The 25,944-nt window shown below is 74.9% G+C and carries 26 protein-coding genes; 14 read left to right on the forward strand and 12 right to left on the reverse strand.

Features of this window, described 5'->3' with window-relative positions; genetic code table 11:
* Window positions 1-20 precede the first annotated feature (20 nt).
* The 6 genes from PUR61_RS06460 to PUR61_RS06485 all read right to left on the reverse strand — a co-directional run bounded on the left by PUR61_RS06460 (window position 21) and on the right by PUR61_RS06485 (window position 5,964).
* Complete coding sequence (locus PUR61_RS06460) at window positions 21-746, reverse strand: hypothetical protein (RefSeq protein ID WP_329876551.1); 726 nt, start codon at window positions 744-746, stop codon at window positions 21-23.
* Window positions 743-2,125, reverse strand: a complete 1,383-nt coding sequence (locus PUR61_RS06465; protein ID WP_329876553.1) for a DUF58 domain-containing protein — start codon at window positions 2,123-2,125, stop codon at window positions 743-745. The genes PUR61_RS06460 and PUR61_RS06465 overlap by 4 nt, the downstream gene beginning before the upstream one ends.
* The gene (locus PUR61_RS06470; protein ID WP_329876555.1) at window positions 2,122-3,216 is read right to left on the reverse strand and encodes an AAA family ATPase; all 1,095 of its coding nucleotides are present in this window, start codon (window positions 3,214-3,216) and stop codon (window positions 2,122-2,124) included. The genes PUR61_RS06465 and PUR61_RS06470 overlap by 4 nt, the downstream gene beginning before the upstream one ends.
* Before the next feature lie 118 nt (window positions 3,217-3,334).
* Window positions 3,335-3,874 (reverse strand): hypothetical protein, encoded by a 540-nt coding sequence (locus PUR61_RS06475; RefSeq protein WP_329876557.1) that lies wholly within the window; start codon window positions 3,872-3,874, stop codon window positions 3,335-3,337.
* A complete protein-coding gene (locus tag PUR61_RS06480) occupies window positions 3,871-4,905 on the reverse strand; it encodes a DUF4129 domain-containing protein (protein WP_329876559.1) in 1,035 nt (344 codons plus the stop codon). The genes PUR61_RS06475 and PUR61_RS06480 overlap by 4 nt, the downstream gene beginning before the upstream one ends.
* A 375-nt stretch (window positions 4,906-5,280) precedes the next feature.
* Window positions 5,281-5,964, reverse strand: coding sequence for a TetR/AcrR family transcriptional regulator (locus PUR61_RS06485; protein WP_329876561.1), 684 nt, complete (start codon window positions 5,962-5,964; stop codon window positions 5,281-5,283).
* A 94-nt stretch (window positions 5,965-6,058) separates the two neighbouring features.
* On the opposite strand from PUR61_RS06485, the gene PUR61_RS06490 reads away from it, so the two are divergent.
* From PUR61_RS06490 to PUR61_RS06505, 4 genes are all read left to right on the forward strand, one after another.
* Entirely contained in the window at window positions 6,059-6,775 is a 717-nt protein-coding gene (locus PUR61_RS06490; protein ID WP_329876563.1) for an NAD(P)-dependent oxidoreductase, read from the forward strand.
* A 97-nt stretch (window positions 6,776-6,872) separates the two neighbouring features.
* Window positions 6,873-7,667, forward strand: a complete 795-nt coding sequence (locus tag PUR61_RS06495; protein WP_329876565.1) for a HEAT repeat domain-containing protein — start codon at window positions 6,873-6,875, stop codon at window positions 7,665-7,667.
* Between the two features lie 245 nt (window positions 7,668-7,912).
* Window positions 7,913-8,593, forward strand: a complete 681-nt coding sequence (locus PUR61_RS06500) for a Tat pathway signal sequence domain protein (RefSeq protein ID WP_329876567.1) — start codon at window positions 7,913-7,915, stop codon at window positions 8,591-8,593.
* 177 nt (window positions 8,594-8,770) lie between these two features.
* Window positions 8,771-9,064, forward strand: a complete 294-nt coding sequence (locus PUR61_RS06505) for a WhiB family transcriptional regulator (protein ID WP_329876569.1) — start codon at window positions 8,771-8,773, stop codon at window positions 9,062-9,064.
* A 420-nt stretch (window positions 9,065-9,484) separates the two neighbouring features.
* On the opposite strand, the gene PUR61_RS06510 is transcribed toward PUR61_RS06505, so the two are convergent.
* On the reverse strand, window positions 9,485-10,048 hold the full coding sequence (locus tag PUR61_RS06510; RefSeq protein WP_329876571.1) for a DinB family protein: 564 nt from the start codon (window positions 10,046-10,048) through the stop codon (window positions 9,485-9,487).
* Between the two features lie 61 nt (window positions 10,049-10,109).
* Complete coding sequence (locus PUR61_RS06515) at window positions 10,110-10,628, reverse strand: Lrp/AsnC family transcriptional regulator (protein ID WP_329876574.1); 519 nt, start codon at window positions 10,626-10,628, stop codon at window positions 10,110-10,112.
* Window positions 10,629-10,817: 189 nt separating this feature from the next.
* Between PUR61_RS06515 and PUR61_RS06520 the strand changes: the two genes are divergently transcribed.
* Both PUR61_RS06520 and PUR61_RS06525 read left to right on the forward strand, forming a co-directional pair.
* A complete protein-coding gene (locus PUR61_RS06520; RefSeq protein ID WP_329876576.1) occupies window positions 10,818-12,500 on the forward strand; it encodes a histidine decarboxylase in 1,683 nt (560 codons plus the stop codon).
* 180 nt (window positions 12,501-12,680) lie between these two features.
* On the forward strand, window positions 12,681-13,631 hold the full coding sequence (locus PUR61_RS06525) for a hypothetical protein (RefSeq protein WP_329876578.1): 951 nt from the start codon (window positions 12,681-12,683) through the stop codon (window positions 13,629-13,631).
* Between the two features lie 46 nt (window positions 13,632-13,677).
* On the opposite strand, the gene PUR61_RS06530 is transcribed toward PUR61_RS06525, so the two are convergent.
* Window positions 13,678-14,454 (reverse strand): sortase domain-containing protein, encoded by a 777-nt coding sequence (locus PUR61_RS06530; RefSeq protein WP_329876580.1) that lies wholly within the window; start codon window positions 14,452-14,454, stop codon window positions 13,678-13,680.
* 272 nt (window positions 14,455-14,726) lie between these two features.
* Window positions 14,727-15,536, reverse strand: a complete 810-nt coding sequence (locus PUR61_RS06535) for an alpha/beta fold hydrolase (protein ID WP_329876582.1) — start codon at window positions 15,534-15,536, stop codon at window positions 14,727-14,729.
* Between the two features lie 195 nt (window positions 15,537-15,731).
* Here PUR61_RS06535 and PUR61_RS06540 point away from each other — a divergent pair, with 195 nt between their 5' ends.
* The 3 genes from PUR61_RS06540 (at window position 15,732) to PUR61_RS06550 (ending at window position 17,943) form a co-directional block, all read left to right on the forward strand.
* Complete coding sequence (locus PUR61_RS06540) at window positions 15,732-16,514, forward strand: hypothetical protein (RefSeq protein WP_329876584.1); 783 nt, start codon at window positions 15,732-15,734, stop codon at window positions 16,512-16,514.
* A gap of 150 nt (window positions 16,515-16,664) precedes the next feature.
* The gene (locus tag PUR61_RS06545) at window positions 16,665-17,258 is read left to right on the forward strand and encodes an MBL fold metallo-hydrolase (protein WP_329876586.1); all 594 of its coding nucleotides are present in this window, start codon (window positions 16,665-16,667) and stop codon (window positions 17,256-17,258) included.
* 190 nt (window positions 17,259-17,448) lie between these two features.
* Complete coding sequence (locus PUR61_RS06550; RefSeq protein ID WP_329876588.1) at window positions 17,449-17,943, forward strand: hypothetical protein; 495 nt, start codon at window positions 17,449-17,451, stop codon at window positions 17,941-17,943.
* Between the two features lie 126 nt (window positions 17,944-18,069).
* Here the strand turns inward: PUR61_RS06550 and PUR61_RS06555 are convergent, their stop codons facing one another.
* Window positions 18,070-19,236: an alanine--tRNA ligase-related protein gene (locus tag PUR61_RS06555; protein ID WP_329876590.1), complete on the reverse strand. Its 1,167-nt coding sequence runs from the start codon at window positions 19,234-19,236 to the stop codon at window positions 18,070-18,072.
* Between the two features lie 362 nt (window positions 19,237-19,598).
* On the opposite strand from PUR61_RS06555, the gene PUR61_RS06560 reads away from it, so the two are divergent.
* Entirely contained in the window at window positions 19,599-20,756 is a 1,158-nt protein-coding gene (locus tag PUR61_RS06560; RefSeq protein WP_329876592.1) for a winged helix DNA-binding domain-containing protein, read from the forward strand.
* 32 nt (window positions 20,757-20,788) lie between these two features.
* Here PUR61_RS06560 and PUR61_RS06565 read toward each other — a convergent pair whose 3' ends face one another.
* On the reverse strand, window positions 20,789-22,393 hold the full coding sequence (locus PUR61_RS06565) for a phytoene desaturase family protein (RefSeq protein ID WP_329876594.1): 1,605 nt from the start codon (window positions 22,391-22,393) through the stop codon (window positions 20,789-20,791).
* A gap of 247 nt (window positions 22,394-22,640) precedes the next feature.
* Here PUR61_RS06565 and PUR61_RS06570 point away from each other — a divergent pair, with 247 nt between their 5' ends.
* The 4 genes from PUR61_RS06570 to PUR61_RS06585 form a co-directional block, all read left to right on the forward strand.
* Window positions 22,641-23,423 carry a glucosamine-6-phosphate deaminase gene (locus PUR61_RS06570; protein ID WP_329876596.1) on the forward strand — a complete coding sequence of 261 codons (783 nt, stop codon included), beginning with the start codon at window positions 22,641-22,643 and terminating at the stop codon, window positions 23,421-23,423.
* A gap of 722 nt (window positions 23,424-24,145) precedes the next feature.
* On the forward strand, window positions 24,146-24,661 hold the full coding sequence (locus PUR61_RS06575; RefSeq protein WP_329876598.1) for a toxin-antitoxin system HicB family antitoxin: 516 nt from the start codon (window positions 24,146-24,148) through the stop codon (window positions 24,659-24,661).
* A gap of 84 nt (window positions 24,662-24,745) precedes the next feature.
* Window positions 24,746-25,591, forward strand: a complete 846-nt coding sequence (locus PUR61_RS06580; protein ID WP_329876600.1) for a DUF4097 family beta strand repeat-containing protein — start codon at window positions 24,746-24,748, stop codon at window positions 25,589-25,591.
* Between the two features lie 86 nt (window positions 25,592-25,677).
* Window positions 25,678-25,944, forward strand: a 267-nt coding sequence (locus PUR61_RS06585; RefSeq protein WP_329876616.1) for an ATP-binding cassette domain-containing protein, incomplete at its 3' end; no start/stop codon positions are given.

Below are 25,944 nucleotides of genomic sequence, written 5' to 3' on the forward strand. Positions count from 1 at the left end.
CGCCGTCCACCGGCCGCCGTTCACGGGGCTTCGGGCCGGTCGTGGTCCCGGTCCTGGGTTCCGGACCGGCGCGGACGCCGGTGGCGGTGCGGCCACAGGGCCAGTCCGACACCCCAGGCGGCGGCGAACAGGCCGAGCAGGGCGATGGGGCGGGACCACTCGCCCGCCGCCGTCGGCGCGAACGCCACCGGCAGCACCAGGCACGACGACGCCACCGCGACCAGGGCGCGGGCCGGTGCGAGGACCCGGCCGTGCGGGCCGAGGACGTCGAGCAGCAGCAGGTGGCCGACGAGCAGCACGGTGACGGCCAGGGCCCGCCAGAACGGCGGCTCGCCCAGTGCGGCGAGCAGGACGCACCCGGTGGCGAGCACCGTGGTGCGGGCCTCCGTGAGGCGGGCGGCCCAGGTGAGCGGGCGGGCCGCCGGGGCATCGGGAGGAACGGCGGCCCAGAGGGCGAGGGCGGTGGCCGCCACCGGGGCGGCGGGACCGAACCGGTCGGCCGCGCCACCGAGCGCGGCGGCCAGGGCGAGGGCCGCGCCCGTGCAGCGGGCGGCGGCTCGTTGGAGCCGGGGGGCCCAGGCGGCGAACGGGCCCGGTCGGTCGGCCGTCGCGCTCCCCGCCGCGCTCCCCGTCGCGTCGAGGCCCGGGGCCGGGCCGGTCGCGGCGCCGGGCATCGTGTCGGTCGTGGTGTCGGCGGTGGCGCCGGGCATGGTGTCGGTCGTGAGCGTGGTCCGGGACGCGTTCACCGGGCGGGTCCTCCGATCCTGCGGCGCAGCAGCGGAGCGAGCGCCAGGTCGAGTGCCTCGCCGGGGGTGTGGCGGGCCACGGGGATGCCCCGGCCGCGCAACGCCGAACGCATCGCCTCGCGTTCGGCGTGCCAGAGGCGCAGGGCGAGGGCGTCGACCTCGTCCCCGGGGTCGGCCGCCGGTTCGCCGGACGGGATCTCGACCACGACGAGCGGGTTGCCGCGTTCGCGGACCTGCCCGAGCACGTCGAGGATGCGCTGGTCGGCCAGCGGTGTGAACGCGTACACCAGGGCGTGGCCCGGCAGTGCGGGCAGCGGCAGGTGGGGGAGGGTGGGGCCGCGGTGGCGCCGGTCCTGGCGGACCTCCAGCACGCTCTCCACCATGCGGTAGAACTGGCGGTCCCCGCCGGCCGGGGTGAGCCAGCGCAGCCGGCCGCCGACGGCGATCAGCCCGACGCGGTCGTGCCGTCGCAGGTAGGCGCGGGTGAGGCCGCCGGCCGCCCGCAGCGTCTCGTCCAGACTGGAGAGGCCGGTGGCCGCGTCGTGGAGGTCGGTGAGGGTGTCCAGCAGGACGACCGCGTCGGCGGCGCGTTCGGCGGCGAACTGGTTGATCTGGATCGCGTCACGGCGGGTGGTGGACGGCCAGTGGATGCGCCGCTGGCGCTCGCCGGGTACGTGCGGGCGCACGCCGACGACCTCGACGCCGGTGCCCTCGTGTGCGGTGATGTGCTCGCCGATCCGCTCGGGCAGGCGGACCGGGATCGGGGTGAGCCGGGAGGCGCTGGGCACCGGGAAGACGTCGACCTCGCCCAGTTCGGCGCGCACGGTGCGGCGGGTGAGTCCTCCGGCGTCGTAGACGTCGAGGTCGACCGCGCCCAGTGTCCAGCGGCCCCAGGCGCCGGTCCGGAGGACCAGGTCGATCCCGTCGGTGCCGACGGTGAGGGCTTCCGGGGTGAGGCCGGTGCCGAAGGAGAAGGTCGGGTCGAGCGGGCCGATCCGCCCGTCGTGCCGGAGGGTGATCCGGACGGTGACCTGCTCGCCCTCGAAGCAGCGGCGCGGTTCGGCGGTGGCCTCGGCGGTGAGCTCCGTGGGGCGGGCGGGCCCGGGGGCGGCGAGAACGAGCAGGACGGCGGGGCCGGCGGCCAGGGCGAGCAGCCAGGGGCGGCCGGTGGCCAGGGCGGCGACGGCTGCGGCGGCGGCCACGGTGAGCAGGCGCAGGGTCCGCTCGCCGGCTCTCCAGTGGGGGGAGGGCGGGGACTTCGGCAGACCGGCCAGGGTGGCCCGGGTGCTGCGGGCCAGTACCCGGAGGCCGGCGGCGTGGGAGGCGGCGGACGCGCTCGCGGTGCCGGTCCGGCCGCCGGCGGGTGGCGCCGCGCTCATCGCGTGCCGCCGGGGGCGGCCACGGCGCCGGGCCCCTGGCCCTCGCCCGGGCCTGCGGCCGCACGCGGCACGGTCTGCGGGGCCGGTACCGAGTCGACCAGCCGGGCCATCACGTCGTCCGCCTCGACCTGGCGCACCCACAGCTCGGGCCGGAGCGTGAGGCGGTGGGCGAGGGCGGGCACGGCGAGCGCCTTGACGTCCTCCGGCGTCAGGTAGTCGCGGCCTTCCAACATCGCTCGGGCGCGGGCCAGTTGGACCAGGGCGAGGCCGCCGCGGGGCGAGGAGCCGACCTGGACCTGCTGGTCGCTGCGGGTGGCGTCGACCAGCGCGACCACGTACGCGACGAGGTCGTCGTCCACCTCGACGCGCTCCAGGGCCGCCTGCATGGCGAGCAGCTCGGCCGGGCTGCTGACGGGCTCCAGCACCGGCTCGGGCGTGGCCCGGTCCAGGCGGGCCCGGAGCATGTCCGCCTCCAGCCCGGTGGACAGGTAGCCCATGCGGACGCGCAGCAGGAACCGGTCGAGCTGGGCCTCCGGCAGGGCGTAGGTGCCCTCGTACTCGATCGGGTTGGCGGTGGCGATCACCGTGAAGGGCTGCGGCAGGCGGCGGGTGGCGCCGTCGACGGAGACCTGCCCCTCGGCCATCGCCTCCAGCAGCGCGGCCTGGGTCTTGGGCGGGGTGCGGTTGATCTCGTCGGCCAGCAGGAGCTGGGTGAAGAGCGGGCCGGGCCTGAAGACCATCTCACCGCTGCGCCGGTCGTAGAACGGGGCGCCGGTGACGTCGGAGGGAAGCAGGTCGGGGGTGAACTGGATCCGGCGGAAGTCCAGGCCGAGGGTGGTCGCGAAGGATCGCGCCAGGAGGGTCTTGCCGAGGCCGGGAAGGTCCTCGATCAGGACGTGACCGCCGGCCAGGACGCCCAGCATGACCAGCTGGAGGGCCTCCGGCTTGCCCACCACCGCCCGGTTGACCTCCTGGAGCACCTCGCGTGCGCGCTCGCCCGCCTGGTGCGGTGTCAGGACGGCCGTCCCGGTGCGGCCGTTCGGGTTGTGCGCGGCGTCCGGGTCGGCGGTGGCCTGGGGAACGGCGGTCATGACTCTCCTGAGAGGCTGATGGGTGCGGTGTCGTGGTGGGGGCGGGTCGGCGGCGCCGCCGCCGGTCCGGGGGGACGGTGCGCCCCGGGGTGTGGCCGTGGCCCGGGACGCCGCGCGGTTACAGGGATTCGAGCCGGTCGACGAGGGCGTGCAGGACCGGCGCGGGGACGGTCGGGGCCGGAGCCGGGGACTCCGGGTCGATCCAGGGCCAGAGCCGGGGCCCGAGCAGCTCGGCGACCCGGTCGCGGTCGGTGGCCAGGGAGAGACCGTGGGCCTCGGAGAGGCGTGCGGCGAACAGCCGTTGGAGGCGCAGGCGCAGCAGCTGGCCGTCCCCCTCCGGGTCCAGCCCCTGGCGGACGGTCCACCGCCAGTCGCCGAGCCCCTGCCCGTAGCTCTCCATCAGCCGGGGCCGGCGGCGCAGGGACACCTCCGCGAAGCCCGCGCCGGCGACGACGCGGGCGGTGACCAGGGCGGCCGCGACCAGTACGACCGCTCCGGCGCCGGCCGCGGGGAGGCCGCCGACCAGGGCGAGCAGGATCTCGGCCAGGACCGCCGCCGCGCTCAGCTCGACCAGGCTGTGCCGGATCGAGCCGGGCGTGATCCGCGCGCCCTCCGGTCGTCCTTCCGGTGCCGCCCGCTCGGGCCCGGCGGCGCTCACCGGTGCTCTCCCGGCGCACCGGGCGCGCCCGCCCCGGCGGCCGTGCCCGGCCCGTTCGGCCCGTTCGGTCCGGTGGGGCCCGAGGGCGCGGCGGCCCGGTTCTCCAGGCCCGCGGCGACGGCGTCGAGGGCCGTCCGCGCGCGCTGCACGTGGGTGTCGTCCATCGGGTGGGTGGAGTAACGGGCCTCGCGGAACAGGGCGGTGAGGGCCCGGGTGTGGAAGGGGTCCACCCCGTCGTGGGAAACGGCACGGTCCAGCAGCTCCGTCGGACTGTCGCAGTCGCGCCGGGACACCCCGGAGACCGCCAGCGAGCCCTCCATCGCCGCGTAGCAGGCGATCACGGCGGCCCGGGCGTCGTCGCCGACCAGGGCGCGCCGTCCGGTGACCAGGGCGAGGGCCAGGACGTCCCCGGGCCGCGGCGGCGCCGCGGGCAGCGGGGCTCCCGGCCGCAGCCGGCGGGAGAACCGCAGCCGGCCGAACCTCCGGACGACGGCGACCACGAGCGCGGCCAGCAGGACGAGGACCAGAATGCCCCCGAGCAGGGCCAGCACGCCGCCGTGCAGAGCGTCGTCCTGTGCGGCCTCCACCGCGGGATCCTCGGGCGGCATCGTGTGCGTCGGCATCACCTGGGGCAGGTCGCGGGCGACCTGCTCCGGCCTCGCCCGGACGTGGAGGACCATCATCAGCACCGGCACCGCGAGGACGAGGGCGGTCAGCAGCGTGACGGCGCACGCCCGCAGTCGCTCGGCCCAGGGCGTCGGCCCGGTGAGGTGACGGACCTCCTCGCGCAGACGCGAGGTGTAGCGCCCGACGAGGACCACCCAGCCGAGCGCGAGCAGCACCACCCACCCGATGGTGCCCACCGGTCCGGTGGCGGCCGTGCCGAGCAGCCCGCCGTCCGGCCGGAGCGCGGCTGCCGCGAGCAGCAGACCGGCCACGACCAGGACGACCCCGGACACCTGCCCGGTGCCCGGCCGTGCCGTGTCGACCTGCCCCGATCGGCGCGCGTTCCGCGCCGCATCGTCGTTCATGCGGATACCCCCGTGCCCCCGTGGCGCGAACCGATGCACGCCGGGTGCAGCTTCGCATACCACCTGTCGTACTGTCACGAGTCCTGGCGGTCGGGCCGTCCGTCGCCTTCGGGCGGTGGCTTCGTGCCACTCAACTTGCGTGCAGGTCAAGGTGGTTGCGGCCGTCGACAGTCACCCCCGGGCCGATCCGCAGACCGACCGCCGGTCCCGCGGCACGTCCACCGGCCCGCGTCCGGCGTGGGGCCGGCGCCCCCGGGGGTGTCACCCGGCCGCCGGCGTCGCCCTTCGCGCCCGGCCGCGCGCCCACGCCCGCGCGACCGCTCCCACCAGGCCCAGTCGCGGTCCGGTCGGTGACCGGGTGCGGACCCGTCCGGTTCAGGTCCCCGCGGTCTCGTCCGGGTGGAGGCCGTCGAGGATCACGGCGAGGCCGAAGGCGAACTCGTCGGCGTAGTCGTAGCCGGGTTTGAGGACGTGTTCGGTGGCCAGCTCGGCGAGGTGGGGGTAGGCGTCGGCGGGCATCTCGCGCAGGATGGCCTCCGCCACCTCGTCCAGCTCCGCCGCGCCCTTGAACGGCAGGCTCAGCTCCTGGAGCACGAAGCCGTACAGGTAGCTGTCGACCAGCGAGACGGCGTGCGCGGCCATGGCGACGGAGAAGCCTCCGGCGCGCAGCGCCCCGATGACGGCGTCGTGGTGGCGCAGGGTCGCCGGTCCGGGCCGTGAGCGGGAGTCCATGAGGCCGATGGCCCACGGGTGGCGCAGCAGGGCGGCGCGGGCGGAGAGCACGCGGTGGCGCGTGGCACTCCTCCAGTCCGTGTCGCGCGGCGGCAGGTCGATCTCGGCGAACACCGCGTCCACCATCCCGTCGAGGATGTCCTCCCGGCCGGTCACGTGGTGGTAGAGCGACATCGCCTCGACCCCCAGCGGTTGGGCGATGGCCCGCATGCTGAGCGCGGCCGACCCCTTCTCGTCCGCCACCTCCACCGCCGTGCGGATCACCCGCTCGCGGCTGAGCGGGGTGCGTGCCGCCGCCCCGCGCCGGCCCTTGCCTGCCTCGGGCATCCGCCTCTTCCTTCCGCTCCCATTGACTGCCTTACAGCATAAGGCTAACGTGCCTTACACCATAAGGTCACCATGCCGGCGAAGGGGCTGCGCCATGGGCACGGATCGTGTGATGAAGGTCTGCATCGTCGGGGCTTCGGGGAAGCTCGGGCAGTACATGGTCAGGCACGCGCTGGACCGCGGCTACGAGGTGGTCGGCGTGTGCCGGGAGCGCAGCGTGCCGAAGCTGGCCGCGTTCGAAGGGCGGATGACCGTCGTCCCCGGAGCGACGAACGACCCCGAGGTGATCCGGAGGGCCGTCGCCGGGTGCGACGGGGTGTTGACCGTGCTCGTGCCCTGGGGCGTGCAGCAGTACGCGTCGGGCACTGCGCAGGCGGTCCTCGACCACGCACGGCCGGGTGCGCGCCTGGTCTTCTCGTGCGGGTGGCACATCACCCGGGACGGCAAGGACCGGTACTCGTGGCTGTTCACCACCGCCCTCCGGATCGTCGCCGTGCTGGGCAAGCTCGTCCGCGCCGTCGAGATCGACGACCAGGTGGAGGCGTGCCGGAGGGTCTTCGCCAGCGACACCCGGTGGACCGTGGTGCGCGGCAGCGACCTGGAGGAGGGCGAGAGCCAGGGCCTGCCGGTGTGGAGCCGGCACGTGGGCGACCCGGTCCTGGCCGGCAACCTGACGCGACGGGTGGACTTCGCGCTGTTCATGGTGGAGGCGCTCACCGACGACGCGCTCGTCCACGAGGCCCCGGCGATCGTCGGCCGCCTGACCCCCGCCGCCCTCGCCCGCACCGCCGCCCCGGACGGCCCCGGCTAGGCCGGCCGGGGCGATGGACCGTGGGAGGCGGTGGTGCCGGACCGCCTCCCGAGGTGCTTTCGACGGCCTGCGGGGCGGTCGTCTAGCATGCCGGGTCATGGCGATGTTCGTGCACCTGACCTCGGCGGCGAACGTGCCGCGCATCCGGCGGTCCGGGATCCGTGCCGTGAGCCACGGGCAGGGCGGTGCTCGCGGGGTGTACTGCTTTCCGGTGCTGCCGTCGTACACCCTGACGCACCAGTGGCTGCGTGAGCTGGCGCGATTCGGCAGCCAGGGCGGGATGGTGGCCGTCCACCTGCGTCTCGATGACGCCCAGCAGGTGCTGGTGGGGCGCTACGCCGACCAGGCGAAGCCGGCCCTCTCCGCGACGGAGGCGGTGCGGCGGATCGCCGGGGTGGCGGATCCCCGCGGGTGGGAGGTGTTCGTGCCCCGGGCGATCCGTCCGCGCGAAGTGCACAGGGTCCGCACCCCGCCGCAGGTCGCGGGCTGGCGCTACGTGCCCGGCGCCCACGGTTCGCGCCCGTGCACCTGCCGAGGGTGCCGGGTGCGGGGCGAGTACGGCGGGCGGCGCCTGCGTGAACGGTTGCCGCACCCGCTGGACGGCCCGCCCCCGCCGGTCGGGGTGCTGCTGGACCGGATCGCGGAAGCCGGTGACCCCGGGGACCCGGCCGCGCTCCGTGACGCGCTGTACTGGCTCGGGATGCGCCGGCGCGGCCCGCTCGACCGTCTCGCCCACCTCGCCGCCCACCCCGACCCCACGGTGCGGGGGGACTTGGCGTGGGCCGTCGGCCGATGGTCCACACCCGGGGTCGGCGAACTGCTGGACAGCCTCGTCGACGACCCGCACCCGGACGTGAGGCGAGCGGTCGAGGACGCCCGTGCACCGAAGTGATCACTGACCCTTCGGAGCCGACCGTCGAGGGGTCCGACGCAGGTCGCCCGAAGCGGCGCCGGGGCCGCATCGGGGCCGCTTCGGGCGACCGCACTTGCTGACGAATTGTCAGCAAGTGCGGTCCAGCTCCTTGACGGTGTGCGGACACGGTCCTACAACGTAGTCAGCTCGCCGTGACGTCCCCGGCTGTCCGGCGAGCGTCGGACGTCCGCCTTCTCGCGCCCTCACCGAGACGAGGCTTTCCCATGCGTACCCGCACCTTTCCGGCCCTGGTGGCCGTCGCCGCGGCGCTGACCGCCGGCGCCGCCCCCGCCTCCGCCGCCTCCCGCACGGCCGCCGAGGTGTCCGTGCTGACCACCGGCGGCGCCGGCGGGCCGGCCGTCGCCGTGGGCGACGTCCTGGTCGCCCCGCTCGCCGCAGGCTCCAGGGCCACCTTCTCCTCGACCGCCGACGGCTCCACCGGGGTCAGCTGCGGCATCTCGCCGTTCACCGCACGGGTGCTCGGCAACCCCGCCGCGCCGGGCACCGCGACGGAGTCCCTGACCGGGCTGACCTTCGGCTCGTGCACGGCCAACGTCACCGGCGTCACGTCGGTCAGGAGCCTCACGGTCGGCAACCTCGCGTACCACGTGGCGGTCGGCGGCGGCGCCGGCCTCCCGGTCGTCCTCACCCCCGGGGCGGCGGGACCGATCCAGGCCTCGGCCGTCCTGAACTCCTGGTTCGGCACCCTCACCTGCACCTACCGGCTCAGCGGCGCCTTCACCGGAACCGCGGACAACGCGACCCACGGCCTGGCCTTCCGCAACGAGCGCTTCGTCAAGAGCGACGGGTCGGGCCTCTGTCCCGGCGAGGGGTACTTCTCCGCCACCTACGGGCCGCTGGTCGACACCAGCCGGGCCGGCAGCCCGCCGGTCCACGTGAACTGAGTCCCGGCCCCCGCCCCGACGGCTCCCGCCCCGACAGCCCTCGCCCGGACAGCCCTCGCCGGACCGGCGGGGGCCGTCCGGGCGGCGGTCCACGTTCTCCCGTATCCGGCGGGCATGAAAGTCCTGAGGGCGGTTAGACGGGTGGTGTCGACCGCTGCCAACGGAGGGAAACTCGCCGTGACCGACATATCCCGCCTGCCCGGGGCGTCCGAGCACCACTGGAACTGGCAGCTCCGCAGTGCCTGCCGTTCCGCCGACACCAGGCTGTTCTTCCACCCCGTCAACGAGCGGGGATCCTCCGCCGAGCAGCGCGAGCAGGCCGCCAAGTCCGTCTGCGCCCGCTGCCCCGTCCGCATCGAGTGCCGGCGCTACGCCCTGGCCGCCCGTGAACCGTACGGGGTGTGGGGCGGGCTCTCCGCGGAGGAGCGCCGGTCGGTCCTGCGGGACCCCGGCGTGCAGGCGCGGACCTGACCGGTCGTCGGACCCGCGGCACCACGGCCTCCGTTCCGGACGCGGCCGAGAGAGAACGCTGGTCCCGGGCGGAGTCGGCCCCGGACCGGAGAGGAGCACCACGCCATGACCACGAACCCTTCGCCCCCGCCGGGGACACCGCCGCACCCGGAACCGCCCGAGCCGATCCGGCCGCCCCTTCCGCCCGACCCTCCCCGGCCCCCGGGCAGTCCCGCGCCCCCACCGGAACCGCCCCGCCCGACGCGGCCCCGTCCTGTGCCCGATCCGGGGCACCCCGGCCCCGGTGAGCCGCCGGACTGACCCGTCACCCGTGCCGCCTCCGGTGGCCGCGCGGTTCGGCGCGCCGCTTCCGGAGGCCGGGGCCTGCCCGCCGGCCCGGCCCGACGCCGGGTCGCGGGGCGCGCCGGAGCGGGCGAGAGCTCAGCCCATGCTCTTCGCGCCGTCCAGGGCCTCGCGGATGATGTCGGCGTGGCCCGAGTGCTGCGCCGTCTCGGCCACGATGTGCAGCAGGACCCGGCGGGCCGACCACCGCACGTCGCCCTCGAACCAGGGGGCCTTGGGGAGCGGGTGCGAGGCGTCCAGGTCGGGGAGCACGGCGACCAGCTCGTCCGTCCGGCGGGCGACCTCGGCGTAGTCGGCCAGCGCACCGGCCAGCGTCTCCCCGGGCGGCAGCTTGAACTCGTTCTCGCGCCGGGTCCAGTCGGCCTCGGTCATGGCGGTGAAGTCCGGCATCGCGGACGGGCCCGACAGGATGAAGTCCACCCAGCCCCGCTCGACCGCCGCGACGTGCTTGACCAGCCCGCCCAGGCAGAGCTCGCTCACGGTGGTGCGCCGCCCGGCCTGTTCGTCGGTCAGGCCCTGGGTGGTGAGGCGCAGGAACCCCCGCTGCTGGGCGAGCATGTCCAGCAGGTCGGCCCGCTCGCCGGTGGCGACCGGCGCGGCCTCCGTGGTGGTGGCCCGGTCGAGGGTCGTGATGTCGTTCATGGTCTCCGCCTTCGTCGGTAGTGCGTTCCGTCGACAGGAACCACCGTAGGAGCCGTGTAGGTCAGATCGTGTCCGCGACTGTCCTCCGTCGCTGCTCCGGAGCCAGGTACCGGCGGCCGGCTATCTGTTCGAAGATCAGGTTGGTCCGGGTCTGTGCCACCGCCGGATGCGTCGTCAGGTTGTCCACGACGAAGTCGCGCAGGCCCTCCGGGCCGGCGACCCCCACGTGGAGCAGGTAGTCGTCGGACCCGGCCATGTGGAAGACCGCGAGGACGCCGGGCAGGTCGGGGGCGGTGCTGCGGAAGCTCTCGTTCTGCTCCCGGGTGTGCGCCCGGAGCCGGACCGAGATCATCGCCTGGAGCGGGAGACCGATCGCGGCCGGGTCGACGTCCGCGCGGAACCCGCGGATGATCCCGCGCTCCTGCAGCGCGCGCACCCGGGCCAGGCAGGTCGAGGGCGCGACGCCGACCGCCTCGGCCAGGGCGTTGTTCGGCATCCGGGCGTTGTCGGCCAGGGCGCGGATGATGGTCCGGTCGATGTCGTCGACGGGCGTCCTGCGGGCCTGCTGATTGTTCGGCACGGCGCACAGAATCCCAGCAGGTTCCGACGATTCGCAAGGATTCCCGCACCGGAACCGAATCTTCTTCGGGGGATCTTCCACCCGGCGCGTGGAAGTTCCATTCTGTCGGCGAGCCGCGAACGCCGTTTCGCCGCTCGGCCGATCCCCGTCCGCGGACCGGCCGACCGATGACCCGGGAGTGCCGCGCCCATGAGCCCGACCGCCACCTTCGCCGCCGCGACCGCCGCCGACCCCGGTCCGGAGCTGGACGGCCGGGACTTCGCGCTCCCCGAGAGCGGGCTGGACGACGCCCGGCGCGTGCGCGCCCTGGACACCGTCGACGCCTACCTGTCGCGCAAGCGCCGGCACCTGGTCGGCTACCAGGCCACCCAGGACATGCAGGGCTGCGCGCTCGACCTGGCCCGGTTCATGCCGAACAACATCAACAACCTCGGCGACCCGTTCCGGAGCGGCGGCTACAAGCCGAACACCAAGGTCGTCGAGCGCGCCGTACTCGACTACTACGCGACGCTGTGGAATGCCCGGCGCCCGCACGACCCCGCGGACCCCGAGTCGTACTGGGGCTACATGCTCTCCATGGGGTCGACCGAGGGCAACATGTACGCGCTCTGGAACGCCCGCGACTACCTGAGCGGAAAGGCGCTGATCCAGGCACCGGCCGCCCCCCTCGACGCGCTGCGGTACGTCCGGGCGACGCCCGACCGGTACAACCCGAACGCGCACCGACCGGTCGCGTTCTACTCCGAGGACACCCACTACTCCTTCGCCAAGGCCGTCCAGGTGCTGGGCGTCGAGACCTTCCACGCCGTCGGCCTGGAGCGGTACCCGGACGAGAGCCCGCTGGCCGATCCGGTCACCGGCCGCCGCGCCTGGCCCACCGAGGTGCCCTCCCGCCCCGGCCCGTCCGGCCTGTCCTGGGACGGTCCGGGCGAGATCGACGTCGACGCCCTCGCGGCGCTGGTCGAGTTCTTCGCCGCCAAGGGGCACCCGGTCTTCGTCGGCCTGAACCTCGGCAGCACCTTCAAGGGCGCCCACGACGACGTCCGGGGGGTCTGCGAGCGCCTGCTGCCGATCTTCGAGCGCCACGGCCTGGTCCGGCGCGAGGTGGTGTACGGCACCGACCCGCGGACCGGCGAGCCGCTGTCCGACGTGCGCCGAGGCTTCTGGATCCACGTCGACGGCGCCCTGGGCGCCGGCTACGCGCCGTTCCTGCGGCTCGCCGCCCAGGACCCGGCGGCGTACGGCTGGTCGCCCGAGGCCGCGATACCGGAGTTCGACTTCGGACTCACCCTGCCCACCGAGCGGTCCGGCGACGTCGACATGGTCTCCTCGATCGCCATGAGCGGCCACAAGTGGCCCGGTGCGCCGTGGCCGTGCGGGATCTACATGACGAAGGTGAAGTACCAGATCTCGCCGCCGTCCCAGCCCGACTACATCGGCGCACCGGACACCACCTTCGCCGGTTCGCGCAACGGGTTCTCCCCGCTCGTGCTCTGGGACCACCTGTCCCGGCACTCCTACCGGGACCAGGTGGACCGGATCCGCTCGGCCCAGGAACTGGCCGGCTACCTGGAGTCCCGTCTGCTGGAACTGGAGCGGCGCACCGGCGTCGCGCTCTGGCCGGCCCGCACGCCGGGCGCCGTCACCGTGCGGTTCCGGCGGCCCGGGCCCGAGCTGGTGGCCAAGTGGTCGCTCTCCTCCCAGGACGTCCTGACGGTCCCGGGCGACGAGACCGCCCGGCGCAGCTACGTGCACGTCTTCCTCATGCCCTCGGTCGACCGCGCCAAGCTGGACGCCCTGCTCGCCGACCTCGCCGGGGACCCCACCGTCCTGGCCGGCCCGGCGGCCCCGGTCGGCCCCACGGGCGTGTAGCGGGGGCCCGCCGCCCGGGCACGGCGGGCGAGTACCGACCCGGCCGGGAGGACGCCGGGCGGAACTTTTCGTTATCGCGGCGGTCGTCGGGCGGTCTCCTGTGCTGTGGTGACCGCCCCTGCCACGCGCACCTGCCCACCCGGGCGCCCCCCGGCGTGCCCGTACGCGAAGGACCTGCCGATGCCCGCCTCCGTCCGTTCGCTCTCCCGCGGCTGGGCACTGGCCTCCTGCGTGCCCGTGCTGCTCTTCCTCGGACTCGTCGCCTGCGCGTCGTCCGCCCCTCCTCCGGTCCCCCCGGCCGGCGCGTCGTCCCCCCTCGCCGGGCACGGGGGCCGGGCGGCGGCGGACCACGGCGCGACGGCGATGCCCGGTGCCCCCGCAGGGCCCGCGACCGACGCGTCCCCCGTCGTCCCGGACGTGCCCGACGGCCTCACCGCCGAGCGCGACGGCTACCGCCTGGACGCGCACCTCACCGAGCTGCCCGCCGGCCGGGCGGTGGCCTACCCGTTCACCCTCACCGGCCCGGACGGCCGGACGGTCACCGAGTTCGTCGAGCACCAGACCAGGAAGCTGCACTTCTACGCGATCCGCAGCGACCTCACGGGCTTCCAGCACCTGCACCCGGTGATGGCCCCCGACGGCACCTGGACCGCCGACCTGGCCGCCCTCGGCCCGGGTGGCTGGCGGATGTACGCCTCGTTCCTCCCGGACACTCGCTCGCGGCGGGGCAGCGAGATCGTGCTCAGCCGTACCGTCACCGTGCCGGGCGAGGCCGTCCCGGTGCGGCTGCCGGCCCCGGCCGGCACCACCACGGTCGACGGCTACACGGTGGCCCTCCGGAGCGAGCCGACGGCCGGCGCCCACCGGCTCACCGCCACCGTCAGCCGGGACGGCCGACCCGTCGACGCCCTCCAGCCCTATCTGGGCAGCTACGCCCACCTCACCGCCTTCCACGAGGGAGACCGGGCGCTGGCCCACCTTCACCCGACGGACCGGGTCGACGGCGACCGCGGCGGGCCGGACCTGACCTTCTACGCGATGTTCGGCAGGCCCGGGAACTGGCGGGTGTTCCTGCAGTTCCAGACCGAGGGACGGCTGCACACGGCGGAACTCACCCTCGGCGTCGGCTGACGGCCGGGGCCGGGAGCCGGTGGCGCGATCAGGGGCCCGCGCCTGCTCAGCCGGCCGGCCGGGTGGCGCGCAGGACGCCGATCTTGTCGATCCGGTGCTCGGGGTTGCCGTTGGCGTCCCGCCAGCGGTTGCCCGCGGCGTTGTCCTCCGGCGTGGCGCAGGTCGAGACGGTGACCATCGGCTGGACTGCCGCCTCGCCGGGACGCCCCGGAACGGCCGCGCGCTGCTCGGCCAGGGAACGCGGGGAGCGGAACGACGTGGCCCTGGTGCCCGTGATCACGTACTCGTACGCGGTGCCGTCCAGGGTGACCAGCACGACGTCGCCGTCGCGCACCGCGGGGAGGTCCCGCAGTGGGCTCCCCGCGGAGAGCCGGTGCGCCGTGACCAGGTAGTTGCCCACCTGGCCCGGGCCGACGCCGCCCTGCTCGCCGTAGGGGCTGGCCGCCACCCCGCCGTTCTGGATCCGGGTCCCCGGCGCGTCGTCCGTGGTGCCCTCGTAGGGCACCACCTTCAGCCCCGCCAGTCCGATGGAGGGGATGGCGAGGACGGCCGTGCCGGTGCGGGCGGCGGTGCCGCCGGGAGCGGACGGCGCGGCGGTGGCCGACGGCGCGGTGGGGGTGGCAGCCCGGGCCGGGGAGCCGGTGACCGAGGGGCCGGCGCCGGACGCGGAGGAGCTCGTGGAGGCGCCGGGCGGGCTCGCGGGGGACGACACCGCGGTCGGCGGGTCGGCCGTTCCGGCGCCGGCCCCTCCGCCCGCGCAGCCCGCGAGAAGGGCGAGGACCGCTCCGGCGAGCGCGGAGGCGGCGAGCTGGGGTGCGGGCACGGTGATCCTGGGGAGTCCGGGGGTGGTTCGTGGGCCGCCATGGTGCCTCACCGGCGACGCCCGGCGGCGGGGCGGAGGACGGGCGGAGGCGAAACGTTCGTCTCTCGTTATCTTGACCGCCCCTGCGTCGGTCCGCGCATCAGGGCCCGGGGTGCCCCCGCCACCGCCCCGCGCGCCCCGTGCCGCGCGCCCCGTGCCGCGCGCCCCGTGCTGCGCGCCACCGCCCCGCGCGCGACCGTCGCCGTGCGTGCCGCCGCCGGGCCCGCCGACGGTCAGCGGTCCGGACCGAGGACCACGTCGGCGATCAGACGCGCCACCGCGTGCGGCTGCTCCACCATCACCAGGTGCCCGCTGTCCGGGACCACCTCCAGGGTCACGGACGGGCAGGCCTCCAGCGCGGCGTGCTCGGCGTCGGTCAGGCCCACCTCGTCGCGGTCGCCGCGCACCACCCACGCCCGGGCACCGGAGCCGCACAGCCTGGGCACCAGCGAACCGTGCCGGTCCAGGTACGCGAAGTACTCGGCCATCGCCCGGCGGCAGAACGGCGCGGAGTTCTTCCTCAGATCGGCGAGCAGCGCCGGCCTGCGCCGCTCGGGGATGCTGTCCGCGAGTGCCTTCGGCGCCAGCCACAGCATCGCCGGCCAGGCCGCGGCCCCGAGACCGGGCACGCGTCCGATCGCCGTCGCGACCGCCAGCGCCCTGGACTCGTCCGGCCGCGAGAACGTCGGGGACAGCAGCACCACCGGGCCGGAGAAGTGCCCGCCGCCGACCATCTCGATGGCGATGTTCGCGCCGATGCTGTGACCGACCACGACCGTGCAGCCGTGCTCGGCGGCGAAGGCACCGGTGATCGCCGCGTAGTGCTCCATCGACACGTCCGCGGGCGCAACCGTCCCGGCGTGGCCCGGGACGGTCGCCGCCACCAGGCGGATCGGTGCGTCGGCGAGCGGCGGCGCGGCCGTCATGTCCTCGTAGAAGGCCGTACTGCACAGCCCGCCGGGCAGCAGCAGGACCCGGTGCGGGGCGTCGGCCGGGCCCGCCTCCCGAACGTCCCACGTGTGGAATGGCGCGGCACTGCTCACGGCTGGACCCTCCGTCTCGTTCGACCCCCTCGGAAGTCTCCCGCGCCGCCACCCGCCGGCCGGTGACCCGGGGCCGGGCGCGGCATGTCGGACCGCGGCCGCCGTGTCCGCGGCGCGGTCGGCCGTTGCGCCCGCCCGGTCGGCGTGCCGGTGCGACCGCTGGCGGCCGCACCGGCACGCCGTTACGTTCGCGACATGAGCGAGACCAGCACCCCCGGCCGCGGCCTGCGTGTCCTCCGCGCGCCCGAGACGCTCCTGGACGAGCCCGGTGCCCGCCTCTCCCACGGTGGTGTCCTGGACACCCCGTCGGGTCTGTTCACGGTCCTGGCCCTCGAACGCCGGCCGGGTCCGCCGCGCCCGGCCGGATCCGTGTCGCCCTGGCTGGTCTACCTCACGGAGCCCGGCCGCCGCGACGCGCTGCTCGCCCTTCCCGGCCTCTTCGGCGACGCCGAGCACGGCGTCCAGTTCACCGTCTGCAGCTTCGGCCCCGTGCGGGACCCCGGTCGGCTGGTGATGGCCGTCCACCACCCGGATCTCCCGCGGTCCCTGGGGGTGTTCCTCGACTCGCCGGTGACGCCGTCGTCCTCGGCCGCGTGGCTCGTCGAGCCGGCGGTCCTGCCGCCACCGGCCCCCCAACCGGTCCAGGTGTGGCACACCGGGCTCCTCCGGATCCGGAACCTGCTGTTCACGCACCTCGAAGCCACCCCCGACTCCCCGGGCACCGCCGGCGGCCCCGGCACTCCCGACCTGGTGGACGACCCGGCGTGGGACCTCAGCTCCCGGCGCCCCGAAGGCACACCGCGCCCCCTGCAGGCCGGATTCCCGGACGGCGCCCACCACCGCCGGGGCGCCGCCTCGGCGGGCCCCGGGCACTCCAGCTACGACGGCATCCTCTCCGCCCCCGACTCCCCGGCGCTCTTCACCTGGACCTGCCACCCCTGCGGAACCACGGCCGAACAGACGGTCCGTCCGCGATAGACGGCGTCAAGATCGTTACGTGGAACGGTTGTTGTGGGCCGACGGGGCCGGGCCGGGGGAGTGGGGGCGCTGCCCGGGCGGTGCGAAGTCCGTGATCGTCCGAGGTAAAGCCACTGGTGGGCGGCCCGTTCATTCGGAATGATCGTGCTCGTGACAGACGCACCGATCGGCCGCAGCGCCGAATACACCATCCTGACCACCGGCTACGTGGGCTCCACCGGCCCCGGGGTCGCCGCCACCGTGTCCTACATATCCGACGCGGGCCGCCATGTGATCTTCGATCCGGGCATGGTCGCGAGCCGTGACCGCATCCTCGCCCCGCTCGCGGAACTGGGCCTCGGCCCGGACGACATCACCGACGTGGTGCTCAGCCACCACCACCCGGACAACACCATGAACGTGGGCCTGTTCGGACGGGCGACGGTGCACGACCACAAGGTGGAGTACTCGGACGACCGGTGGCGGAACCGGGACGCGGAGGGGTACGAACTCACCCCGTCGCTGCGGCTGATCCGCACCCCGGGGCACAGCCCCGAGGACATCACGCTGCTGGTGGGCACGAGCGCGGGCGTGGTGGCGTTCGCCGGCGACCTGTGGTGGCACTCCGAGGGCCCGGCGGACGACCCCGTCGCTCCTGACCGTGAGGTCCTGCGTGCCTCCCGGCTGCGGGTGCTGGCCGCCGCCGACCTGATCGTGCCCGGCCACGGAGGCCCGTTCAAGGCCGACGACGCCGCGCCGCTCTAGCTGTTCCGTCCTGTGAGGTCCGCGGCGCGGACCGCGGAATGCCGTGCGGACATTCCTCGGTGACACGAAGGCGCACGGGGCGGCGGGGTCCGCGAGGTCGACGGACCTCCGCGCGCCGCCGCCCCGCACCGCCCTGCGCGCCGTTCCGGGCCTGCCCGGTTCGGTTGCCGGTCCGGCTCGTTGACAGGGCATGGCGGAAGACGTGGAAGGCGCCGGACCGGCGCCGATGGTGTGGGCGCTGGCGGTGCACGAGTCGGCGGCCGGGGTGCCCTTCGCGGAGGTGATCGTGGAGATCGGCCCGCACCTGTACGGCGAGTTCGTCGAGAGCGTGGTGGACAGCGGGTTCGTCCTGGCGGCGGGGGAGCCGCCCGCCACCACCGCCGTGATGGAGGTGCGCGGATCGCTGCTGACGCGGCTCGTGCTGGTGGGCGGCCGACAGGTCTGGGAACCGGCCTCCGAGGTCCGGGCCTCGCCCGGGTGGGTGTCGGCGGCCGAGGGGCGCGGCAGGGTGATCGTGATCCTGGTGCCACCGGGCACCTGGCCGCCCGACCTGATGGAGCTGGGGACCGAGGAGGGCATCGGCGTCTTCACCCGTCGGCTGGACGAGGCCAGGGCCGCGGGGCTGCTGCTGCACGGAGCGGTCCGCCTGGACAGCGGGCCCGAACGAGCCGCCGACCGCCCCTGACCCGAGGCCGGCACCGGCCGTGACGGTCCGACACCCCGGCATCCCGATACCCCGACACTCCGGCATTCCGGGGCGCCGGGCCGGGAGCCCTGATCGCCGCCCCCGCGCCCGGTACGCCCTGGGCCGTCACTCCGGACGCAGGCTCAGGACGAGCTCGCGCGGGAGGCCGTGGGTGTCGTGGAGGTAGTGGAGGTCCTCCTCGCCCAGCGGTCCGTGGAAGCGGGGCCGGGCCAGGATCCGCCGTCCGCGCTCCAGCAGCCGGCCGAAGCGCTGCTCCTCGTCGAGCAGCACCCGCCGCACGACGTCCTGCCCCACGTCCTGGCGGAACCGGTCCAGGGTGTGCCGGATCAGCTCGTCCGGCAGGTCCCCGAGCCCGCGCCGCGGATCGTCGCGCCGCAGGACGGTGAGCACCCGTCGCACGAGCCGGCGCAGGACGTAGCCGCGGCCGGTGTTGGCCGGGCGCACCCCGTCGCCGATCACGACCACGGCGGAGCGCAGGTGGTCGCACACCAGCCGCAGTGACGGTTCGTCCAGCTGCCACAGCGGTGGCACGAGCCGGCGCCAGGGGTCGAAGACGTCGCACTCGAACACCGACGTCCGGCCCTGCAGCAGCGAGGCCAGCCGTTCCAGGCCGAGTCCGGTGTCGACGTTGCGTTGGGGGAGCGGCACGAGAGATCCGTCGTCGAGGCGGCGGTGACGCATCATCACGTGGTTCCACACCTCCACCCAGCGGTCGTCGCCGGTCGGCGTCGACTCCGGCGGGGTGTCGCCGGTCCACAGGAAGATCTCCGAGTCCGGGCCGCACGGGCCGGTCGGTCCGTTGGACCACCAGTTGTCCTCGACGGTGAGTTCCACCGGCACCCCGCGTTCCTGCCACAGCTCCAGGGAGGAGGTGTCCGGGCCGGTTCGGTCGTCGCCGCCGAAGACGGTGGCGTGGAGCAGCCCCGGGTCGATGCCGAACCCCTCGGTCAGCAGCCCGAAGCCCCAGTCGAGGCTCGACGGTCCCTCGTAGTCGCCGAGCGACCAGCTGCCGAGCATCTCGAAGACGGTCAGGTGCGTTCGGTCGCCGACCTCGTCGAGGTCCGTGGTGCGCAGGCAGCGCTGGACGTTGACCAGTCGCCTGCCGAGGGGGTGCGGGCGCCCCTCCAGGTAGGGGGTGAGCGGGTGCATGCCCGAGGTCGTGAACAGCACCGGGTCGCCGGGAGGGGGCAGCAGGGTCGAACCGGTGATCCGGCGATGCCCGCGCTCCTCGAAGTACTCGGTGAACGTGCGGACGATCTGATCGCTGTGCATGGGGTGGGCTCCTTCGCGGAACGGCGGGAAGGGCACCGGAGAACAGGTCCGCCCGGTCGACGGAACCGGGGCGCGAACGCGTGGAGCCACCGGCGGACCGTTTCCGGTGGCCGGTGGGAGTGACGGGATACGTCAGGCGGCGGCAACCGGCGAGCTGGTCGCTCGCGCGGTCGCGGTGGTGCTTCGGCCCATGACGTTCATGGTCCCGAGGCTAACGCGCCCCGTGCCCGGGGGCCACACCTTTTGTGCGTGCTCCGCCGAGGCCGGACGCCGGGGGGACCAGGGACGCCCCGGGACGCGCCGGGCGGGCCCGGCCGGGCCCGGTGGCGACGGTGCGGCGGCGGGCGGCACAATGCTCGATCGTGAAGATCACTGCGCGGGAGCTCAACCGGGCCACACTCGGCCGCCAACTGCTGGTGCGACGTGAGCCGCTGGACGTCGTCGAGGCCCTCGGCCGGGTGGTCGCGCTGCAGGCGCAGCACCCGGCCTCGCCCTACCTGGCGCTGTGGAACCGGATCGACGGTTTCGCCCCGGCCGAGCTGGACGCCGCGTTCGCCGACGGCAGGATCCTCAAGGCGACCCTGATGCGGATCACCCTGCACGCGGTCCGGGCCGACGACTACCGGGTCCTGCGCCGGGCGATGCGGCCGACACTGTACGCCGCCCGGCTCGGGAACCGCTTCGCCGCCGCCGGACTCACCCCGGCCGACGCCGAGGAGCTGGTGCCGTCGCTGCTGTCCTTCGCCGACCAGCCGCACGCGAACGGCGAGATGGAGGCCTGGCTGGGCGAACGGCTCGGCGCCGAGCGGCAGGCGGGCGCGTGGTGGGGACTGCGGGCGTACGCGCCGCTGGTGCACGCCGTCACGGGCGGTCCGTGGTCCTTCGGCCCGCGGCCCTCCTTCGTCGCGGCCCACCCTCCGGAGGAGCCCCGGACCGGACCGGGCGGCCGTGAGGTGGACACCGAGGCGCTGGAGATCCTCGTCGTGAGGTACCTGGCCGGATTCGGGCCGGCCTCCGTCGCGGACGTCGCCCAGTTCGCCACGGTGCAGCGGGCGCCGGTGCGTACGGCGCTGCGCGTGCTGGAGGCCGCCGGCGCCGTCGAGCAGCTCCAAGGGCCGGACGGTACAGCCCTGTTCGACCTTCCCGACGCCCCGCGCCCGCCGGCCGACACCCCGGCGCCGCCCCGCCTGATGGCGATGTGGGACAGCGTCCTGCTCGCGTACGCCGACCGCAGCCGGCTGATCCCGCCGGACTACCGGCGGCTGGTGATACGCAACAACGGTGACGTGCTGCCGACCCTGCTGGTGGACGGTCACGTCGCCGGGGTCTGGCGACCGGTCGAGAACGGCATCGAGGCCACCGCCTTCCACGAGCTCTCCGCCGGGGCGTGGGAGGGCCTGGCCGAGGAGGCCCGCGCCCTGGCGGGACTGCTGGCCGACCGCGAGCCCCGCGTCTACCGCCGCTACGACCACTGGTGGCCCCGGCTCCCGGAGGGCGTGACCAGGGTACTGCCGGGCTGAACCGGGCCCGCGACGACCCGGTGCGTCGGGGGCTACCGGGCCCGGTCCTCCAGGACGGCCTGTGCGGCGTTGTGTCCGGGAATGCCGCTGACGCCACCGCCGCGGATCGCTCCCGCGCCGCACAGCAGGACGTTGGGGCGGTCCGTCGCCACGCCCCAACGCGCTGCGGGGCTGTCGCCGGGGTCCTGGGCCGTTTCGCCGACGGCTTCGTCGGCGGCGAAGGGGAACGAGAGATCCCGGTGGAAGATGTGACCGCCCGGCAGGCCGACCTCCCGCTCCAGGTCGAGCGGCGTCTTGGCCTCCAGGCAGGGCCGGCCCTCGCGATCCGTCGCCAGGCAGTCGGCGATCGGCTCGGCCAGGACCGCGTCGAGCCGGGCCAGACTCGACGCCAGCGCCCGCTCCTTGGCCGCCGGGTCGGCGAAGAGCCGTGCGGGCATGTGCAGGCCGAACAGGGTCAGCGTCTGGAACCCCTGCCGGATCGCCTCGGGACCCAGGATCGACGGGTCGGAGAGGGTGTGGCAGTAGATCTCCGAGGGCGGAGCCGAGGGGACCCGGCCCGCCGCCGCCTCGGCGTAGGCCGTCTCCAACTGGCGGTAGCCCTCGGCGATGTGGAAGGTGCCGGTGAACGCCTCCCGGGGGTCCACGGAGACGTCCCTGAGACGCGGCAGTCGGCGCAGCACCATGTTGACCTTCAGCTGGGCGCCCTCCGGGGCCGGCCCGGGATCGTCGCCCAGCAGGCGGGCGAGGGTCGCGGGGGCGGCGTTCACCAGCACCCGGCCCGCCGCCACGGTCGCCTCCCCGTCCCGGTGGCGGTAGGACACCTCGGCGTCGCCGACGCCGGCGGTGGCGACGGCGGTGACCTCGCAGCCGGTCCGGATCTCCGCACCGGCTGCCAGGGCGGCCCCGGCGAGGGAGTCCGTCACGGCGCCCATCCCGCCGACGGGGACGTCCCAGTCGCCCGTCCCGTTGCCGATCACGTGGTAGAGGAAGCAGCGGTTCTGCAGCAGCGAGGCGTCATGGGCGTGGGTGAAGGTGCCGATCAGCGCGTCCGTCAGGACGACTCCGCGCACCAGGTCGTCGGCGAAGGTCCGCTCGATCGTCTCGCCCAGCGGCCGTTCGAAGAGTGCCTCCCACGCGGCGTCGTCCGCGACCCGTCGGCGCAGCTCGGCGCGCGAGGGCAGCGGCCCGGTCAGCGTCGGGAACACCCGGCGGGCGACCTGCCCGGTCATCCCGTAGAAGCGCTGCCAGGCCTCCCACTCCCGCTCCGTCCCGGTCAGGGCCCGGAACGACTCCCGCGTCCGGCCGGGATCGGCCGCGTCCACCAGCAGCCCGGTGGGCTTCCCGTCGCGGAGGGTGGGGGTGTACGAGGTGATCCGGCGCCGCCGAAGGTCCAGCCGCAGCCCCAGGTCCCGGACGACCTGGTGCGGCAGGAGGCTCACCAGGTACGAGTAGCGTGACAGCCGGGCGTCGACTCCCGGGAACGCGCGGGCCGACACCGCGGCCCCGCCCACGTGCGGCAGCCGTTCGAGCACCAGGACCCGGAGTCCGGCGCGCGCCAGGTACGCCGCCGCCACGAGTCCGTTGTGTCCACCGCCGACGATCACGGCGTCGTACCTGAGGGACGGGTGCGCGCTCACACGGCAACGCTACGGCACCGGCGGCGGCCGGGGAACATGTGCGCGTCAACGAGACGCGTCTCATCGGGTGTCTCATCGGGCGCCTCGACTGGGCGCCTCGACGGGGCGCGTCGCCTTCGCCCGGAGCGTGGCGTCGGGGCCGGCACCGGCCCCGGCCTCGAATAACCCCGGGAGCGGAATGGACCTGGGGGCGGGATTCACGACAGAATGGTCTAGACCTCACTGTCGCTCCAGAAATGGTGGACCAATGGAAATCGTGATCGTGCCCGACGCCGCCGCCGCAGGCAGCCTCATCGCCGCAGCGATCGCCGATCTGCTGACCGCCAAGCCCGACGCCCTGCTCGGTGTGGCCACCGGCTCCACCCCGACGCCGATCTACCAGGCGCTCGCCGCCCGCGTGGAGGCCGGAACCGTCGACGCCTCCCGCGCCCGGATCTGCCAGCTGGACGAGTACGTCGGCCTCCCGGCCGGCCACCCCGAGTCCTACCGCTCGGTGGTCCTGCGTGAGGTCGTGGGTCCGCTCGGTCTGACCGAGGCCTCCTTCATGGGCCCGGACGGCAACGCGCAGGACATCGCCGCAGCGGCGGCCGACTACGACCGCGCGCTCGCCGAGGCCGGCGGCGTGGACCTCCAGCTGCTCGGCATCGGCACCGACGGCCACATCGGCTTCAACGAGCCGTGCTCCTCGCTCGCCTCCCGGACCCGCATCAAGACGCTGACCCGGCAGACCCGCGAGGACAACGCCCGCTTCTTCGACAGCCTCGACGAGGTGCCGCACCACGTGCTCACCCAGGGCATCGGCACCATCCTGGAGGCCCGCCACCTGGTGCTCCTCGCCACGGGCGAGGCCAAGGCCGAGGCCGTGGCCCTCGCGGTGGAGGGTCCGCTGTCCGCGCTGGTGCCCGCCTCGGCCCTGCAGCTGCACCCGCACGCCACCGTCGTCGTCGACGAGGCGGCCGCCTCCGGCCTCAAGCTCGCCGACTACTTCCGTGACACCTACGCGGCCAAGCCCGCCTGGCAGGGTCTCTAGAGGTACACCGTCCGGCAGCCGCCGGGCTCGTCGTGGCCGCTGACGTACCCGCGCCGACGAGCCCCGCTGCCGGCCGCCGGGCGGTCCCGCCTGCCCCTCGCGGCAGCGGGGCCGCCCTGCCGTCGGACGGCGCGATGACGACCCTCGCGCGTCCGACCCCGGGATCGAGAGCCGCCGGCCGCACCGGCTGACCGGTCGTTCCGCCGCCGAGGCCGCTCCCTCGACGCGAACGGGTTGACGTTCGGCCCTCCCCGACCGTGTCATGCACTGCACGGCGCCGACGTACGCGCGCGCCGGCCTGCCCGGGGGGCCTTCGTCCGGGTCGGTGGTCAACAACTCCCGACGGCGTGGTGACTCCGCCGCCGGGCCCGGGGCGTGAAGCGCGGGCCGTGTCCGTCTGCTCGGAGTCGCGTACCCGTAGCCCGCCGGGGAAGCCGGCCGCCTCGATGCAGGACGCGTTCCCGTTCGGGCTGTGCGAGCACTTCCGCCGGCTCGGCGGGCGTGGCTGGTGTCGATGGTGCGACGTGGTGCCATTCGGCGCCACATCGGCGCCGCCCGGTGTCACCCTGTGCCGGTGCGGTGGTGGTGCCCGCGCGGTGTCGGCCCGATCCGGGTTCCCGGTTTCATGTTTCACCAGGTCAGAGTGGTCTTCCCAGAGGCCGCGCCACGCGGGGTGCCGCAGGGGCTTGCGTATGGCGCCATCGTGGTGCCACCATGGCGTCATGGACCTCACCCCGTATGTCGAGAACCTCCGTCGCGAACTCGCGGTGGCCGCCGAAGCCGGTGGGGAGGGCGCCCGCGAGCTGGCCGAGCGGCTCACCCTGCCGCTGGAGTCGGCGACTCGTCTGACCTTGCTCAACGTGCTCTCCGCGGCGATGGACGAGGTCACCCGTGAGCTCGCCCCGGGGTCGGTCGACGTGCGGCTGCGCGGACTGGACCCCGACTTCGTGGTGACGCCGCCGTCGGCGGCCGGCCCCGCCGAAGCGCCCGTCGTGCCCGCCGAGCCGTTCCGGGTGCAGGTGTCCGCGGACGGGGACGAGGGCGGCACCGCCCGCGTCAACCTGCGACTGCCGGCGCACCTCAAGGCGCGTGCCGAGGAGGCCGCGACCCGTGAGGGCCTGTCGGTCAACGCGTGGTTGGTGCGGGCCGTGTCGGTGGCGGTCGACGGTGGCGCGCGCCCGCGGGCGACGGAGAGGACCCGAACGGTCGGACAGAGCATCACGGGCTGGGTGCGCTAGCCACGCGCCCGCCGGCACCACCCCACCCACGTACTGCGTCCCACCAGGGGGGACGCTGCCGAGACCCACGAGGACGGTACAGCCATGCCTTCTTTCGACACTCCCGAACCGATCTCCGTCACCGCCCACGTGGAAGCCGGCTCCGTCCGCTTCACGGCGGCGGACCGCCTCGACACCGTCGTCGAGGTCCGGCCCCGCGACCCGAAGAAGGACCAGGATCTGCGGGCCGCCGAGCGGACCGAGGTCGTCTACGCGAGCGGCACCCTGACCGTCAGGACCCCCAAGCAGCGCAACTCGCTCCGCCGCCCCGGAGTCGTCGACGTGACGGTCGAGCTGCCCGAGGGCTCGCACGTCGTCATGACCGGCTCGTGGACCCAGGTCCTCGGGGAGGGCCGGCTCGGCGAGACCCGGGTGAAGACCTCGTCCGGCGACGTCCGCCTCGACGCCACCGGTCCGCTGACGCTCACGGCCTCCCACGGCTCGATCACCGTCGACCGGATCGAGGGTGCGGCCGAGATCACCACCAGCTCCGGCAGTCTGCGCGTCGGCACCGTCGACGGCCCCGCCGTCCTGAAGAACTCGCACGGCACCACGACCGTCGACACCGCGACCGGCGACCTGCGGGTGAGCGGGGCGAACGGCGACATCAGCATCGGACGCGCGCTGGGCCCGGTCGCCGCCACCACCGCCCACGGGACCCTGCGCGTGGGTGAGGTGGTCCGCGGCGCCGTCCAGCTGGAGACCTCCTACGGCGCCATCGAGGTCGGCGTCCGCAAGGGCACCGCCGCCTGGCTCGACGTCAGCTCGGGCTCCGGGCAGGTGCGCAACACGCTCACCGACTCCGCGCCCCCGGAGCAGGCCGAGGAGACGGTCGAGGTCCGTGCCCGCACCCGGTACGGCAACATCGACATCCTTCGCGCCAGGTCCTGACGCCCGCGGCAGGACCGGCTTCACCCCACCGACTCCCTCAGCTCCGCTTCAGCCCCGAACGGGAGGGCCCCGTGCCTTCGTCTGTCATGCCCACGCCCAGGCGAGGTGGCGACCCGCAGCCGCCCGTCGCCATCTCCGCCACCGGTCTGCGCAAGTCCTACGGCGACAAGACCGTGCTCGACGGCATCGATCTGAGTATCCCGGCCGGATCCGTCTTCGCCCTGCTGGGCCCGAACGGCGCCGGCAAGACCACCGTCGTCAAGATCCTCTCCACGCTCATCGGCGCCGACGGCGGGCAGGCCCGGATCGCGGGCCACGACCTGACGGCCGCCCCGCAGGCGGTACGCGCCGCC

The sequence above is a fragment of the Streptomyces sp. BE20 genome, assembly GCF_036322525.1.
Taxonomy (GTDB): Bacteria; Actinomycetota; Actinomycetes; order Streptomycetales; family Streptomycetaceae; genus Kitasatospora.

Bases quoted from the DNA above. Each gene is read 5' to 3' on its own strand.
- PUR61_RS06465 (WP_329876553.1), bottom strand. From the start codon at position 2,125: ATGAGCGCGGCGCCACCCGCCGGCGGCCGGACCGGCACCGCGAGCGCG.
- PUR61_RS06470 (WP_329876555.1), bottom strand. From the start codon at position 3,216: ATGACCGCCGTTCCCCAGGCCACCGCCGACCCGGACGCCGCGCACAAC.
- PUR61_RS06480 (WP_329876559.1), bottom strand. From the start codon at position 4,905: ATGAACGACGATGCGGCGCGGAACGCGCGCCGATCGGGGCAGGTCGAC.
- PUR61_RS06485 (WP_329876561.1), bottom strand. From the start codon at position 5,964: ATGCCCGAGGCAGGCAAGGGCCGGCGCGGGGCGGCGGCACGCACCCCG.
- PUR61_RS06490 (WP_329876563.1), top strand. From the start codon at position 6,059: ATGGGCACGGATCGTGTGATGAAGGTCTGCATCGTCGGGGCTTCGGGG.
- PUR61_RS06495 (WP_329876565.1), top strand. From the start codon at position 6,873: ATGGCGATGTTCGTGCACCTGACCTCGGCGGCGAACGTGCCGCGCATC.
- PUR61_RS06500 (WP_329876567.1), top strand. From the start codon at position 7,913: ATGCGTACCCGCACCTTTCCGGCCCTGGTGGCCGTCGCCGCGGCGCTG.
- PUR61_RS06510 (WP_329876571.1), bottom strand. From the start codon at position 10,048: ATGAACGACATCACGACCCTCGACCGGGCCACCACCACGGAGGCCGCG.
- PUR61_RS06520 (WP_329876576.1), top strand. From the start codon at position 10,818: ATGAGCCCGACCGCCACCTTCGCCGCCGCGACCGCCGCCGACCCCGGT.
- PUR61_RS06525 (WP_329876578.1), top strand. From the start codon at position 12,681: ATGCCCGCCTCCGTCCGTTCGCTCTCCCGCGGCTGGGCACTGGCCTCC.
- PUR61_RS06540 (WP_329876584.1), top strand. From the start codon at position 15,732: ATGAGCGAGACCAGCACCCCCGGCCGCGGCCTGCGTGTCCTCCGCGCG.
- PUR61_RS06550 (WP_329876588.1), top strand. From the start codon at position 17,449: ATGGCGGAAGACGTGGAAGGCGCCGGACCGGCGCCGATGGTGTGGGCG.
- PUR61_RS06555 (WP_329876590.1), bottom strand. From the start codon at position 19,236: ATGCACAGCGATCAGATCGTCCGCACGTTCACCGAGTACTTCGAGGAG.
- PUR61_RS06570 (WP_329876596.1), top strand. From the start codon at position 22,641: ATGGAAATCGTGATCGTGCCCGACGCCGCCGCCGCAGGCAGCCTCATC.
- PUR61_RS06575 (WP_329876598.1), top strand. From the start codon at position 24,146: ATGGACCTCACCCCGTATGTCGAGAACCTCCGTCGCGAACTCGCGGTG.
- PUR61_RS06580 (WP_329876600.1), top strand. From the start codon at position 24,746: ATGCCTTCTTTCGACACTCCCGAACCGATCTCCGTCACCGCCCACGTG.